This window comes from Pedococcus sp. P2_E5, from assembly GCF_056403895.1.
This window is the reverse complement of sequence record NZ_JBFUEP010000017.1, coordinates 21,601-35,574: the sequence shown is the minus strand read 5'-3', so window position 1 is coordinate 35,574 and position 13,974 is coordinate 21,601. Positions and strand designations below refer to the sequence as shown.

The 13,974-nt window shown below is 70.8% G+C and carries 14 protein-coding genes; 4 read left to right on the top strand and 10 right to left on the bottom strand.

Going from position 1 to position 13,974, the window contains the following annotated elements:
• Positions 1 to 75: 75 nt before the first annotated feature.
• The 7 genes from AC1DVZ_RS07550 to AC1DVZ_RS07520 all read right to left on the bottom strand — a co-directional run bounded on the left by AC1DVZ_RS07550 (position 76) and on the right by AC1DVZ_RS07520 (position 4,129).
• A complete protein-coding gene (locus AC1DVZ_RS07550) occupies positions 76 to 567 on the bottom strand; it encodes a DUF2505 domain-containing protein (protein WP_477617568.1) in 492 nt (163 codons plus the stop codon).
• A gap of 74 nt (positions 568 to 641) precedes the next feature.
• The gene (locus AC1DVZ_RS07545; protein ID WP_477617567.1) at positions 642 to 1,535 is read right to left on the bottom strand and encodes a 5-oxoprolinase subunit C family protein; all 894 of its coding nucleotides are present in this window, start codon (positions 1,533 to 1,535) and stop codon (positions 642 to 644) included.
• Positions 1,532 to 2,227 carry a 5-oxoprolinase subunit B family protein gene (locus AC1DVZ_RS07540; protein WP_477617566.1) on the bottom strand — a complete coding sequence of 232 codons (696 nt, stop codon included), beginning with the start codon at positions 2,225 to 2,227 and terminating at the stop codon, positions 1,532 to 1,534. Before AC1DVZ_RS07540 ends, AC1DVZ_RS07545 begins: the two co-directional genes overlap by 4 nt.
• A 6-nt stretch (positions 2,228 to 2,233) precedes the next feature.
• Complete coding sequence (locus tag AC1DVZ_RS07535; RefSeq protein WP_477617565.1) at positions 2,234 to 3,004, bottom strand: LamB/YcsF family protein; 771 nt, start codon at positions 3,002 to 3,004, stop codon at positions 2,234 to 2,236.
• Positions 3,001 to 3,534: a hypothetical protein gene (locus AC1DVZ_RS07530; RefSeq protein ID WP_477617564.1), complete on the bottom strand. Its 534-nt coding sequence runs from the start codon at positions 3,532 to 3,534 to the stop codon at positions 3,001 to 3,003. The genes AC1DVZ_RS07535 and AC1DVZ_RS07530 overlap by 4 nt, the downstream gene beginning before the upstream one ends.
• Entirely contained in the window at positions 3,531 to 3,872 is a 342-nt protein-coding gene (locus tag AC1DVZ_RS07525) for a hypothetical protein (protein WP_477617563.1), read from the bottom strand. The genes AC1DVZ_RS07530 and AC1DVZ_RS07525 overlap by 4 nt, the downstream gene beginning before the upstream one ends.
• Positions 3,873 to 3,970: 98 nt before the next feature.
• The gene (locus AC1DVZ_RS07520) at positions 3,971 to 4,129 is read right to left on the bottom strand and encodes a DUF6131 family protein (protein WP_477617562.1); all 159 of its coding nucleotides are present in this window, start codon (positions 4,127 to 4,129) and stop codon (positions 3,971 to 3,973) included.
• 209 nt (positions 4,130 to 4,338) lie between these two features.
• On the opposite strand from AC1DVZ_RS07520, the gene AC1DVZ_RS07515 reads away from it, so the two are divergent.
• Positions 4,339 to 9,273, top strand: a complete 4,935-nt coding sequence (locus AC1DVZ_RS07515; protein ID WP_477617561.1) for an NAD-glutamate dehydrogenase — start codon at positions 4,339 to 4,341, stop codon at positions 9,271 to 9,273.
• A gap of 19 nt (positions 9,274 to 9,292) precedes the next feature.
• Here the strand turns inward: AC1DVZ_RS07515 and AC1DVZ_RS07510 are convergent, their stop codons facing one another.
• A complete protein-coding gene (locus AC1DVZ_RS07510; RefSeq protein ID WP_477617560.1) occupies positions 9,293 to 9,709 on the bottom strand; it encodes a hypothetical protein in 417 nt (138 codons plus the stop codon).
• A 64-nt stretch (positions 9,710 to 9,773) separates the two neighbouring features.
• On the opposite strand from AC1DVZ_RS07510, the gene AC1DVZ_RS07505 reads away from it, so the two are divergent.
• Complete coding sequence (locus AC1DVZ_RS07505; RefSeq protein WP_477617559.1) at positions 9,774 to 10,484, top strand: MOSC domain-containing protein; 711 nt, start codon at positions 9,774 to 9,776, stop codon at positions 10,482 to 10,484.
• Positions 10,485 to 10,566: 82 nt separating this feature from the next.
• Positions 10,567 to 12,060: a sensor histidine kinase gene (locus AC1DVZ_RS07500; protein ID WP_477617558.1), complete on the top strand. Its 1,494-nt coding sequence runs from the start codon at positions 10,567 to 10,569 to the stop codon at positions 12,058 to 12,060.
• Between the two features lie 73 nt (positions 12,061 to 12,133).
• On the opposite strand, the gene AC1DVZ_RS07495 is transcribed toward AC1DVZ_RS07500, so the two are convergent.
• Complete coding sequence (locus AC1DVZ_RS07495) at positions 12,134 to 12,382, bottom strand: WhiB family transcriptional regulator (RefSeq protein WP_477615057.1); 249 nt, start codon at positions 12,380 to 12,382, stop codon at positions 12,134 to 12,136.
• Between the two features lie 487 nt (positions 12,383 to 12,869).
• Here AC1DVZ_RS07495 and AC1DVZ_RS07490 point away from each other — a divergent pair, with 487 nt between their 5' ends.
• A complete protein-coding gene (locus AC1DVZ_RS07490; RefSeq protein ID WP_477617557.1) occupies positions 12,870 to 13,286 on the top strand; it encodes a hypothetical protein in 417 nt (138 codons plus the stop codon).
• Positions 13,287 to 13,331: 45 nt separating this feature from the next.
• On the opposite strand, the gene AC1DVZ_RS07485 is transcribed toward AC1DVZ_RS07490, so the two are convergent.
• Entirely contained in the window at positions 13,332 to 13,742 is a 411-nt protein-coding gene (locus tag AC1DVZ_RS07485) for a PPOX class F420-dependent oxidoreductase (RefSeq protein WP_477617556.1), read from the bottom strand.
• Positions 13,743 to 13,974: the final 232 nt, after the last annotated feature.

The following is a 13,974-nucleotide window of genomic DNA, read 5'->3' as shown; positions in this document are numbered from 1 at the left end:
GACGGAAGGGCTTGGAACCGTTGGGGTTCCAAGCCCTTCCGTATGCCGTGGGCGGCCTCGCGGCCCCTCTCACCGCTAGCGGGCGAGCCACTCCTGCGCGGTCGTCGCCTCGATGTCGATGGCTTCCTCGATCGGCGGGGCGGCGGCCTTCTCGATCTTGCCGCCGATGAGCGGCACCCTGGCCTTGAGCTCGGCGTCCAGCTGCTCGACGGTGCCGGCCCCGCCGGGCGCGATCGCCAGCGTTCCCGTCAGGGCGATCGGAGCGCCGGCCACGGCCATCGCTACGGTGCCGCGCCGGCTGCCGTCGGCCGCTGCAGGGCCCCAGTCCTGCGTCTCGGTGACCTTGAGGGTCTCGCCCACCATCGACTTCGCGAAGTCCGGCAGCCCGTCGCTGGGCAGGATCCGCATCGTGGTGATGACGGTGTGGTCCCCGACGGTCTCGACGCCTGCGGAGTGCTTGATGGCCGCCGTGGCGGCGCACTTCGCCTCCTGGAACTTCACGTCCGACAGGACGGCGAAGACCTCCTCAGGGGTGGCGGCGTACTCGATCGACTTGGCGATCTTCATGCGTCTTCTCCTGTCGCGGGTTCGGGTGCCCACCGTGCGGCGGACGTCGCGTCGTCAGCGTAGCCACGTCACCGTCAGGACCGCGACGAAGCCTGCCGCAGCCGCACCTGCTGGCCCGGCACGAGCTGGGCGGCCGCGTCGGCAGAGCGGGACGTGAGGACACCGACGACGGGGTAGCCGCCGGTGACGGGGTGGTCGGCGAGGAAGAGCACGGGACGTCCGTCGGCCGGCAGCTGCACGGCTCCGCGGACGACGCCCTCGCTGGGGAGCTCTCGACCCTCGAACCCGGCCGCACGAGTCAGGGTGGGTCCGTCCAGTCGCACCCCGACGCGGTCACTCGCGGCATGGACGCGCCAGGTGGGCTCGGTGAGGGCGACGAGGTCGCCGAGCCATTCGCTGCGGGGCCCGAGGGTCACCTCGAGCGTCACGGTCCCAGCCTGTGGCAGGACCACCGGGGCGACGTCGACGAGGGGTTCGCCCACCGGCGACCCGACGGGGAGCTGGTCGCCGTCTCGCAGGGGCGCGGGGCCGATGTCGGAAAGCGTGTCGTACGAACGAGATCCGAGGACGGGTGACACCAGGATGCCGCCGCGGACGCCCACATAGGTGCGCATGCCGCTCGTCGGGGTGCCCACCCGCAGCACTGAGCCGTCGCGCACGAGGAACGGCGCGGCATACCCGACGGGTGTGCCGTCGACGGTGGCCGGGACCGGCGCACCGGTCAGGACCATGGTGACGCTGCCGTGCGCGCGCAGGGTGAGTCCGCCGTGGTGGCACTCCAGGGCGGCGCAGCTGGAGGGTTGGCCGAGCAGCCGCGCGCCGAGCGTGAAGGCGCCCAGGTCGGCCGCGCCCGACGGGCCGACGCCGAGCGAGGCGAGGCCGGGTCGGCCCAGGTCCTCGACGAGCGTGAGCGGCCCGGCGGACACCACCTCGAGGCGGGCGTATGCCGGGTGCTCGCCCGCCGTCACCGGTCGCCTCCCGCATCGACGAAACTGACCCGCAGTCCTGGTCGCAGCAGCGCCGGGGGATCGCGGTCGAGGTCCCAGAGGACCAGGTCGGTGCGGCCGATGAGCTGCCACCCGCCGGGGGAGGGCCGCGGGTAGATGCCGCTGAACTCGCCGGCAAGTCCCACGGCGCCGGCAGGCACGCGGGGCCGAGGGGTCGCTCGACGTGCGACGTCCAACCGCGAGTCGCCGTCGACGAGGTAGGCGAAGCCGGGCGCGAACCCGGCGAAGCCCACCCGCCACGACCGCCCGGTGTGCGCGCTCACCACCTCGTCAGGCGTCAGGCCGGTCAGCCGCGCCACGTCGTCGAGGTCGGGTCCGTCGTAGTGCACCGGAATCTCGACGACCCCGCCACCCTCGACGACCCCGCCACCCCTGACGTCAAAACTGTCGTCAGGGTCCGTAGGTACAGACCCTGGTGACAGCTCCGGACCCCGAGGCCCGGCCAGGAGACGCGAGACCTCGGCACGCACTCGAGCCAGGTCGCGGGCCGAGGCCGTGACCAGCAGGAGCGTCCGTGCTCCGACGACGGCGTCGAGCAGGCCGGGTGCCCGCTCGCGCACCCAGAGCCGGTGGTGCAGCGCGAGCACGTCGTCGAGGGAGTCGACCTCGACGAGGACCGCGTGCTCGCCGCTCGGCAGCACCCGTCCGGTCACGACGCCCTAGCCGGCGACCGCGACGAACGGCGCCAGCGTCACGCCAGCGGCTTCGAGGCCGGCCCGGACCGACGTGGCCATCGACACCGCTCCCGGGCTGTCGCCGTGGACGCAGAGGGAAGCCGCGTCGATCCGCAAGGACGCCCCGTCGGCTGCCTCGACCTCGCCGGTGACGACCATCCGCACGGCCCGCGCCGCCACCGTCTGCGGGTCGTGCAGCACGGCTCCCTCCCGGCCGCGGGGGACGAGGGTGCCGTCCGCGAGGTAGCCGCGGTCGGCGAAGGCCTCGGTGACGGTGGCCAGCCCGGCAGCCTCGGCCAGCCTGAGCAGCACCGAGCCGGGCAGACCGAGCACTGGCAAGGACGCGTCGACCCTGCGGACGGCCTCGACCACCGCGGCGGCCTGGGCCTCGTGGTGGACGAGGGCGTTGTAGAGAGCCCCGTGGGGTTTGACGTAGCGCACGGCCGTGCCGGCAGCCGCGCAGACGCCCTGCAGCGCACCGATCTGGTAGATCACGTCGGCCATCAGGTCGGCGGGATCGACGTCGATGAACCGGCGACCGAAGCCCGCGAGGTCGCGATAGCCCACCTGCGCCCCGATGACCACCGAGCGCTCGGCGGCCTGCTCGCAGACCCGCAGCAGCCCGCGAGGGTCGCCGGCGTGGAACCCGCACGCGACGTTGGCGCTCGTGACGACGTCGAGCATCGCCTCGTCGTCGCCGAGGGTCCACCGCCCGAACGACTCCCCGAGGTCTGCGTTGAGGTCGATCGTCGTCACCGGCGCAGTGCTCCGGCGTGGGTGGCGAGCACAGCCCTCGACTCGCGCAGGGTCGCGGCCAGCCGTTGGCGGCGCTGCCCGACCATGGCGGCGACCGCGTCGAGCTGGGCCTGCAGCTGCGCGCGCTGGGCGTCCAGGCGGGCGCTCGTCGTGCCGTCCGCGACACCGCTGACGCCCCATGCGGCCGCGAGCTCGCCGTCGGCCACGCGCAGCCCGGCTGCCTCGGCGCGGTCGGTGAGCAGGCGACTCCGGGCAATGGCTTCGGCGAGGTCGCTGGCGTGGGCCTGGAGGGCGGTGCCGATGCGGTCCACCTCGCGGGCCGCCGTGGCAGCCCCGGCGTCGAGGAGGTCCACCCGGCGTCGGGCCTGCGCGAGGACGGGTCCGGGGCGAGCACCGTCACTGCTGTCGAACGTGTGGTCGAACGCGTCGTGGGCCGCCCGGCCGGAGGTACGCAGTCGGGTGGCCAGCTGCCGCAGCGTGCCGCCGAGCTGGGAGCACGAGGCCGGGTCGCCGCTGACCATGCTGGTCACCGGAACACCTGACCGAAGCCGTGGTTCGACCACTCATGCTGGGTCGCGGGATCCATGGCGTGCTCGTGGTGCGGCGGATCCGGAGCTCGTGACCCCCCGGCGTTCAACGCCGCGACCCGCAGCACGTCGGCCAGGTCCGACGCGGTGGCATCGATCTCGCGCAGCAGGTCGGCTGCCTGCTCCACCCAGCCGTCGAGGGCCGCCTGGGTCTCACGGTGGCCCACCTCGGGGAACTGCGCGAGAACCTCCTCCGCACCCCGTCCGGCGCAGTCGCGCAACGGCCCGAGGGCCGCACCGAGGGAGCGGAGACGGTCGGGATCGACCGGAGCGGGCGGCATACCCATCACTGTAGTGAGGTCATGGCAACGGCCCCCGGAGATACCCACATGCTTTCAGGTGGGCACTCCGGGGGCCGTTCGTCACGAACTGAGTCCGATCAGTACCAGTGCTTCCGGCCACCGATGGCCCGACCGGTGCCACCCAGGACGGCCAGCACCAGCCCGACCACGATGAGGATGGCGCCGATGGTCACCAGGATGGAGAGGCTGTTGACCAAGAGGCCGAGAATCAGCAAGACGATGCCGAGGATGATCACGTGGAGCTCCTTCTGTTCGTGTTATGCAAACACCCCACCTCATCACAGATTCGGAAAAAACACACCTTGACCTGCGCAAACATGCGCCGTCTGGGGCCCCAGGGACGGGGTATGCCGCGTGCGGGCACCGAGCGATAGTCTCGGTTGCGGCGCACATCGTGGTGCGGCCACGTGCATGACGATCCACCGTGCATGACGAACCACCGAGCATGACGATCCACGTGAGGGTGAAGTCGACAGCCATGTCCGCGTCGTTGGAGCAGTCCCGTCAGCAACTCCTGCACACCGCCGCCGAGCGCGCGGACCACGGGGGTGGTGAGGCGGTCGAGCAGTTCCTGAGGACCTACTACCGACACGTGGCCACCGAGGACCTCCTGGCGCGGGCGCCCGAGGACCTGCTGGGCGCGGCGATGGCCCACCGCGAGCTGGCCCAGGACCGCCCCGTCGGCACCGCCAAGGTCGAGGTGTTCAACCCGGAGGTCGAGGAGCAGGGCTGGGCCAGTGGGCACACCGTCGTGCAGATCGTGACCGACGACATGCCGTTCCTCGTCGACTCGGTCAGCGCGGAGCTGCAGCGGATGGAGCGCTCGGTGCACCTGGTCGTGCACCCGACGATGCGGGTGCGCCGCAACGCCGCGGGCGAGCTCGAGGAGCTCGTGCTGGGTGACGCCGACGGGGCCCCGGCGTCGGGTTCCGACGGCTCGGGTGGGAGCGGTTTCGGGCTGGTCCGCGAGTCGTGGATGCACCTGGAGATCGACCGCGACAGCGACCTGGCACAGCGCGCCGACGTGGCCGAGGGGCTGCGCCGGGTGCTGGGCAACGTCCGGGAGGCGGTCGAGGACTGGCCCAAGATGAAGGCGACCTGCTCGCAGGTGGCTCAGGACCTCGTCGACTCCCCGCCGACCGGCATACCGAACGACGAGGTCGAGCAGGCTCACGGGCTGCTCGAGTGGCTGGCCGACAACCACTTCACCTTCCTGGGCTACCGCGAGTACGCCCTCGACCGGGGCGCCGACGGCGACCGGCTCGAGGCGGTCCAGGGCACCGGGCTGGGACTCCTGCGCTACGACCGCCCCGGCGAGGGTGTGCTGCTCAGCGAGCAGGCCAGGACCGTGGCCAGGGCTCGTGAGCTGCTCATCATCACCAAGGCGAACTCCCGGGCGACGGTGCACCGCAACACCTACCTCGACTACGTGAGCGTCAAGCAGTTCGACGACGCCGGCGAGGTGACCGGCGAGAAGCGCTTCCTCGGCCTGTTCACCTCCAGCGCCTACACCGAGTCCGTGACCCGCGTGCCGGTGCTGCGCGACAAGGTCTCCGCGATCTTCCAGCGCACCGGGTTCCTCCCCGACTCGCACTCGGGCAAGGACCTGCTCGAGGTGCTCGAGAACTACCCGCGCGACGAGCTCTTCCAGGCCGAGGAGGAGTCGCTCTACGACAACGCGACCTCGGTGCTGCACCTGCAGGAGCGTCGCAAGACCAAGCTCTTCCTCCGACGAGACCGGTTCGGCCGCTACGTCTCATGCCTGGTCTACATCCCGCGCGACCGCTACAACACCGCGGTGCGACTCAAGATGGAATCCATTCTGCGGCAAGCCTTTCCGGGCGCCACGGTGGACTTCACGACTCGGGTTTCCGAGTCGGTGCTCGCCCGGCTGCACTTCGTCGTCCGGGTGCCGGCGGGGGAGTCCATCCCGTCCATCGACGAGGCGGTGCTCGAGCGCCAGCTGGTCGACGCCACCCGCACGTGGGACGAGGACCTCAGCGAGGCCGCCCGTTCCGAGCACGGTGAGGAGGCGGCCGCTCGCCTGGCGGGTCTCTACGGTCGCGCCTTCCCTGAGGCCTACAAGGAGGACTTCACCTCGCGCATCGGGGTGGCCGACATCCGCCACATGGATGCGCTCGAGGGCGACGACTCCACCGGGCTCAACATGTACCAGGAGCCCGGCGCCCCGGCCAACGAGCGCCGCTTCAAGCTCTACCGCCGCAGCCCCCTCTCGCTGACCCAGGTCCTGCCGATGTTCACCCACATGGGGGTCGAGGTCGTCGACGAGCGGCCCTACGAGATCTCCCGCGGTGACGGCGTGGACCTCTGGGTCTACGACTTCGGCCTCCGGGTGCGCAACGACAAGGTGTGGTCCGGGGACGGTGGACGCGACCGGTTGCGCGAGCTGTTCCAGGACGCGGTCGGGGCGGTGTGGCGCGGCCAGGCGGAGTCCGACGGCTTCAACGCGCTCGTCCTCGGGGCCGGGCTGACCTGGCGCCAGGTGGTCATCCTGCGCACCGTCGCCAAGTACCTGCGCCAGACCGGTTCGACGTTCTCCCAGGACTACGTCGAGTCCGCTCTCGCGTCCAACCTCAAGCTCGCGGGCAAGCTCGTGGCCCTCTTCGAGGCCCGTTTCGACCCCAGCCGGTATGCCGGTGCGGCAGGTCCCGAGCGCGAGGCCGCCCAGAGCGCGTTGTGCGACCGGATCACCAAGGACCTCGACGACGTCAAGAGCCTTGACCACGACCGGATCATCCGCGCGTTCCTCGGCGTGATCACCGCGACCCTGCGGACGAATTTCTACCAGGCCGACGCGTCGGGGGCGGACAAGTCCTACGTCTCGATCAAGCTCAACCCCAAGAAGGTCCCCGACCTGCCCGCTCCGCGGCCGCAGTTCGAGATCTTCGTCTACTCGCCGAGGGTCGAGGGCGTGCACCTCCGGTTCGGGCCGGTGGCCCGCGGCGGGCTGCGCTGGTCGGACCGTCGGGAGGACTTCCGCACCGAGGTGCTCGGGCTGGTCAAGGCGCAGATGGTCAAGAACGCCGTCATCGTGCCGACCGGGTCCAAGGGCGGCTTCTACGCCAAGCAGCTGCCCGACCCCACCGTCGACCGCGATGCCTGGCTGGCCGAGGGGATCGGGTCCTACAAGGTCTTCATCTCGGGGCTGCTCGACCTCACGGACAACCGCGACGGGTCGCAGATCGTGCCCCCGGCCTCGGTGGTGCGGCACGACCCCGACGACTCCTACCTCGTGGTCGCGGCCGACAAGGGCACCGCGACGTTCTCGGACATCGCCAACGGCGTGGCACAGTCCTACGGCTTCTGGCTCGACGACGGCTTCGCGTCGGGTGGTTCCGCCGGCTACGACCACAAGGCCATGGGCATCACGGCACGCGGTGCCTGGGAGTCGGTCAAGCGGCACTTCCGCGAGATGGGCCACGACACCCAGACCCAGGACTTCACCGCCGTCGGGATCGGCGACATGTCGGGCGACGTCTTCGGCAACGGCATGCTGCTCTCCGAGCACATCAGGCTGGTGGCCGCCTTCGACCACCGCCACATCTTCGTCGACCCCGATCCCGTTGCGGCGACGAGCTTCCCGGAACGCGTGCGGCTGTTCGACCTGCCCCGCTCGTCCTGGGCCGACTACGACACGTCGCTGATCTCCGCGGGTGGCGGGGTGTTCGACCGGTCGCTCAAGTCGATCGCCATCACCCCGGAGATGACCGAGGCGCTGGGCCTGCCCAAGGGCGCCACGACGATGACCCCGGCCGCGCTGATGAAGGCGATCCTGCAGTCGCCGGTCGACCTGCTGTGGAACGGCGGCATCGGCACCTACGTCAAGGCCGTCAGCGAGGGCAACGCCGACATCGGTGACCGCGCCAACGACGCGATCCGCGTCGATGGTGGGCAGCTGCGCTGCAAGGTCATCGGCGAGGGCGGCAACCTCGGCCTCAGCCAGCTCGGCCGGATCGAGGCAGCCCTGCACGGCGTCCGGGTGAACACCGACGCCATCGACAACTCCGCAGGTGTCGACACCTCGGACCACGAGGTCAACATCAAGATCCTGCTGACCGCACTGGTCAAGGCCGGCGACATGACGCTCAAGCAGCGCAACACCGTGCTCGCGTCGATGACCGACGACGTCGCCCACCAGGTGCTGCGCGACAACTACGAGCAGAACGTGCTGCTCGGAAACGCCCGCGCCCAGGAGCACCCGATGCTCCCCGTCCACCAGCGGCTGATCCACTGGCTGGAGGAGCGCGGTGACCTCGACCGGGCCCTGGAGTTCCTGCCGACCGACACCGAGATCGACCGCCGGTTCGCGGACGGCCTGGGCCTGAAGTCCCCCGAGTTCTCCGTGCTCGTGGCCTACGCCAAGCTGGCCCTCAAGGAGGACCTGCTGCCCTCGGAGCTGCCCGACGACCCGTGGTTCCAGGCGACCCTGACCGAGTACTTCCCCGCCGCGCTGCGCGACCAGTTCGCCGGCGAGCTGGCCGAGCACCCGCTGCGCCGAGAGATCATCACCAACTCGGTGGTCAACTCGATGGTCAACCGGGGCGGCATCACGTTCGCGTTCCGTGCGATGGAGGAGACCGGCGCGACGCCGGAGCAGATCGCCCGGGCGTTCGTCGTCTGTCGCGAGATCTTCGACCTGCCGAGCTTCGTGCACGCGGTCGAGGGCCTCGACAACGTCGTGTCCACCGACGTGCAGAGCCAGCTCTACCTAGAGTTCCGGCGGTTGATCGACCGGTCGATGCGGTGGTTCCTCACCTCGCGGCCCTCACGCCTCGACGTCGCCAACGAGGTGGCGCGGTTCGGCGCAGTGGTCGGCCAGTTCGCCCCGCAGATCCACGACCTGCTCAAGGGTGCCGAGCTCAAGCGCCTGCAGCGCAACGCCGCCAGCCTCGAGAAGCTCGGCGTGCCCGAGGGCCTCGCCCTGCAGTCCGCGAGCCTGCTCGACCAGTTCTCGCTGCTCGACATCGTCGACATCGCCACCGACACGGGGGAGGCGCCGACCGACGTGGCACCCCTCTACTTCGTCCTCTCGGAGAGGTTCGGCATCGACGCGATGCTCACCCGGGTCACCAACCTGCCGCGAGACGACCGGTGGGACGCGCTGGCGCGAGGCGCCCTTCGAGACGACCTGTATGCCGTGCTGGAAAGCCTGGTGCGCTCTGTGATCGACGCGTCGACGTCGGGCGCGACACCGGTGGAGCGGTACGAGCAGTGGGCCAAGGTCAACGCAGAGAGCCTGACGCGCGCCAGGACGGCCCTTTCCGGCATCGAGCGGCTCGACAAGCCCAACATCGCCGCGCTCTCGGTCGCCCTGCGCACGCTGCGCTCGGTGATCCGCTCGGGGGCAGCGAGCACGTAGCCCGGTTGTGCCGCGGGTGCTACGGGGTCAGGGCGCGGACGACCTGGCCGACGACGACCACGGCCAACCACAGCGCGGCCAGGCCGAGCACCACCCACAGGCACCCCATACCGGGGCGCGGCTGCTTGGTGAACCCGATGTTGCCCCTCGCGAACTGGTGCAGGGGCGAGGCATACCAGACCTCGACGACCTGACCGGGAGCCACGGTCGTGTCGAGGGCAGCCTGGCCATAGGTCCGCAGCCACTGGGCCTGCATGTCCAGGTGGTTCGGTCCCGCGTAGACCGGCAGGTCCTGGGTGCCGTAGCGAGTCGGCACGGGGTATCCGTTGATGCGCAGCGTGGGCGTCAGGGCGTTGCTGGTCATCACGTTGCCCTGGATCGTGAGCCGGATGGTGCCCAGCGGCGCAGCCGGCGGAAGGGGAGGCTGATCGGTCATGGTCCGCGAGACTAGGCCGAAACTGTCGGCGAAGTGGCGTGATCGTGCGGTTAGGGTGACCCGGGTGACGGCTGAGCTGACGAAGAGCCAGGTGATCCTGGTGACCCGCTACCCGGTGAAGTCCATGGGCGGCGAGCCCCTGTCGACGGTGGAGGTCGGGCCGGCGGGCCTGCTCGCCGACCGCGAGTACGCCGTCTACGGCGCCGACGGCAAGCTCGCCAGCGGCAAGCACACCCGCCGCTTCCGCCGGATGGACCCGGTCTTCGACCTCGTCGCGGTCAAGCGCGGCGGCGACACCGTGGTGACGCTGGCCGACGGGAGGGAAGCCGTGGCCGGACAAGCGGATTCGGACGCGATCCTGTCGGAGCACTTCGGCGAGCCGGTCACCCTGCGACGCGAGACCGACGTCATGCACCAGGACCAGGCCCAGCTGTCGGTCGTCGGCAGCGCGACCCTCGTCGAGCTCGGTAGGCACGAGGGCGACGGACGGCCGCTCGACCCGCGCCACCTGCGGGCCARCATCGTGGTCCAGACGACCCGGGCGTATGCCGAGGAGGACTGGATCGGCCACGACGTCACCATCGGGGCGGTGCGGGTGCACGTCGCCGAGCCGATCGAGAGGTGCCGGATGGTCGGGGTGGCACAGGTCGGCCTCGCGGCCCGCGAAGGCATGCTGAAGGCGATCAGCGACCACCACGACCTCAATGCCGGGTTGTACGCCTCGATCCTCCAACCCGGCACGATCTCGGTCGGGGACCCGGTCACCGTCGACTGACCCGCGGCGCCGGACGAGGAGCACCGTGCGAGCGAGGTGGGCGCGCCGTGGGTGGCGGCGGCTCGCCGATTAGGCTTCCCGCGTGCCCACCCTCAACGAGGTCCTCCAGTCTGCGACCGACCTCGCGCCCGCCGAGGTCGAGTGGCTGCAGCTGCTCGTCGGTGACTGGCAGCTCATCTCCGACCTGTCGTTCGCCGACCTCGTGCTGTGGGTGCCGGGGGGCATCGAGGGCTGGCTCGCCGTCGCCCACGTGCGTCCGACGACCGGGCAGATGGTCTTCTTCGAGGACGTCGTGGGCCGCCGCACCCACCGCGGCCGGCAGTCATTGCTCGACCAGTCCTACCTCGACCTGCGGATCGTGCGCGAGAAGGACCCGATCTTCCGCGACGACATGCCGGTCCGCGAGGAAGCCATCCCCGTCGTGCGGGGAGGGCGCGCGCTCGCCGTGATCACGCGGCATACCAACCTGGCGGCGATGCGGACGCCGAGCCGGCTGGAGCTGACCTATCAGGCGCTCGCCGACGCGTTGGCGCGGATGATCGCGGCGGGAGAGTTTCCCAGCACGGCCGCGCCCACCGGGCAGCGGCGTGGCGCGCCGCGCGTGGGGGACGGCGTGATCCGGCTCGACGTCAACGGGATCGTGTCCTACGCGAGCCCGAACGCCCTCTCGGCCGTGCACCGCCTCGGGCACGTCGGCGACGTCATCGGCGAGCTGCTGGCCCAGGTCGTCGCCGACCTGCTGCGTGACGAGTCGCCCGTCGACGAGTCGCTGGCGCTCGTGCTGACCGGGCGGGCGCCGTGGCGCACCGAGGTGGCATCACGTGGCGCGAGCGTGTCGATGCGGGCGATCCCGCTCACCGAGGGCGGCAACCGGGTCGGGGCGCTCCTGCTGCTGCGTGACGTGTCCGAGCTGCGGCGCCGCGAGCTGGAGCTGCTCACCAAGGACGCGACGATCCGCGAGATCCACCACCGGGTGAAGAACAACCTCCAGACCGTCGCGGCCCTGCTGCGGCTCCAGGCCCGGCGGCTGCCCGAGGGGGAGGCCGGCCGGGCGGCGCTCGAGGAGGCGGTGCGACGCGTGGGGGTGATCGCGCTGGTCCACGAGACGCTGAGCGCGGGCTTCGACGAGACGGTGGACTTCGACGACATCGCGGTGCGCGGGCTGCAGGCCATCACGGAGGTGGCCAAGGTCGAGCACCCCATCACGTCAGTGGTGCAGGGGTCGTTCGGCACCCTGCGCGCCGAGGACGCGACGGCGCTGGCGATGGTGATGTCGGAGCTCGTGCACAACGCCGTCGAGCACGGCCTGGCCGAGACCGGTGGCGGCACCGTCGAGGTGGAGGCGCGCCGCACGACCGACGACCGCGGCGACGAGCTGCTCACGGTGACGATCACCGACGACGGGGCGGGTCTGCCGGGCGACTTCCGGCCGGGTGGCTCGGGGCTCGGCACCCAKATCGTGCAGTCCCTCGTCCAGGACCTGCGGGGGCGGATCACCTGGGAAGCAGCAAAGCCGCACGGAACGCGGGTGCGTTTCATCGCGCGGCTTCGGCCACTGGGGAGGGAGTCCGCCTGAGGGCGGTCCCTGTTCTCTGCAGTTGTGGTGGTGCTGTTGCGGTGCCGACGTGAGTCGGCGGAGAGGCTTGGGGTCAGCCGGCGCGACGGGCGCGAGCGTTGCGACGCTTGAGAGCGCGGCGCTCGTCCTCGGACATGCCGCCCCAGACGCCGGCGTCCTGACCGGACTCGATGGCCCACTTGAGGCACACGTCGACAACGGTGCAGCGTCGGCACACAACTTTTGCTTCCTCGATCTGGAGGATCGCTGGGCCGGTGTTCCCGATCGGGAAGAACAGCTCAGGGTCCTCGTCGAGGCAGGCAGCGCGGTCGCGCCAGTCCATGAAGATCGTGCTCCTTGCGGTGACAGGGGGAATCGCATTCAGGCGCCGTGGTCCAGGGTTTGGGGACCTCACGGCACGAACGCGTCATTGCGGGGTGTGCGGGGTCGTGCACCTGAGAGTCAGGGCCGACCGGCTAGCCTAGCCGACCCAGATCCACACAGGGCGAAACACGTGCGCACCCATTTTGGTGGGGTGGACGCACTTCTGCCAACGGGTTGCCGGGTGTTTCTGTTCCAGCGTCACGGATCCGGCTCAGTTTCGGGCGGCTGAGCACAAGATATCGCCCGGGTAACAGTGAGGTGTTGGTCACATGTCGGACGGGTGTGCCCCCGGGAGGCCCTTTCGCGCGTCCGAATCCCGGTCATCCGCGTCCATCAGGTGGCCTCGACGGCGCCTGTGTGGCACGGCTGGCCTGCCACGGCGGACCTGAGGGCGACTTCGGTATGCCGCGTGCGAGCCGTCCGCCCGCGGGCCTAGCCTGAGTCCCGTGACCAGTCCGGCTCCCGCCCAGTCCCGCCCGCGCGACGTCTTCCGTTCGGTGGCGGCGGGGGTCTGCGTCGTGCAGGTCGTGGTGCTGCTGGGGTTCGTGGTGTTCTACCTCTGGGAGCTGACCCAGGACTCGGGCGGCGACGTCGCCCGCGTGGTCATGTCGGCCCTGCTGATCGCCGTCTTCGCCGTCGGGATCGCGGCCATGGCCCGGGGCTGGCTGCTCGGGGACAACTGGCCGAACACCCCGACCGTGGTCTGGAACGCGCTGCTGCTCCCTGTCGGCTGGAGCCTGGTGCAGGGCGACCGCAGCCTCGTGGGCGCGCTCGTCATCGTCGTGGCACTGGTCGGCATCGTGGCGGCGATCCGGGCGAACACCACGGACGCCGAGGAGTCCGAAGACGTCTCGACGGACTGAGCTCGGTGCAGGCGGAGCCTGAGGCAGTCGCCCCGGAGGTCCGGGTCAGGCGGCGTCGGGCGCGGGCGTGATCCGCAGCATGACGCGCTGCGGTGCGCCGCGGCGGAGCAGTCGCTCGATGCCCATGACGAGGCGGTACTCGAGCCCGTACTTGGCCCCCATCACCTCACCGAGCCGGTCCATCGCGCCGGATCCCTCGACGACCTCGGCCACACCGGCGACTAGCGGGGCAGACGTGTCGACGGTCCCGCGACGGCTGGACGGCTGGAGCTCGATGCGCTCGTCGCCCCGCACCCGCTTGACCTTGCCGCTGCCGCTCGGGGTGGTCACGACGAGCGAGTCACCGTCGCGGCCGACCCACACGGTGGTGGGGACACCCACGCCCGACTTGCGGAAGGTGGTGAGGGAGACGAACTTCTCGTCGCCGAGCGCGGCCAGGTCAGGGGTGAGAGTCACCTCCTGACCGTAGTCGGTCCGCGCTCACATCGACCGACTACGTCTGCATCGGTGCCCAGTTCGGCGCTCGCGGCAACCGCGACCTGAAGGGCTGTCGTGACTCCGCAGCGCACGAGGTAGCCCCGACCGTAAGAGCAGCCCGGTAGATCGGCGCCGGCACTCTGATCTCATCCATCCGGTTTGGAGCCCGCGGCGGCCGGTCGGTTGACGACCTGTGGGCGGTCGCGACGGG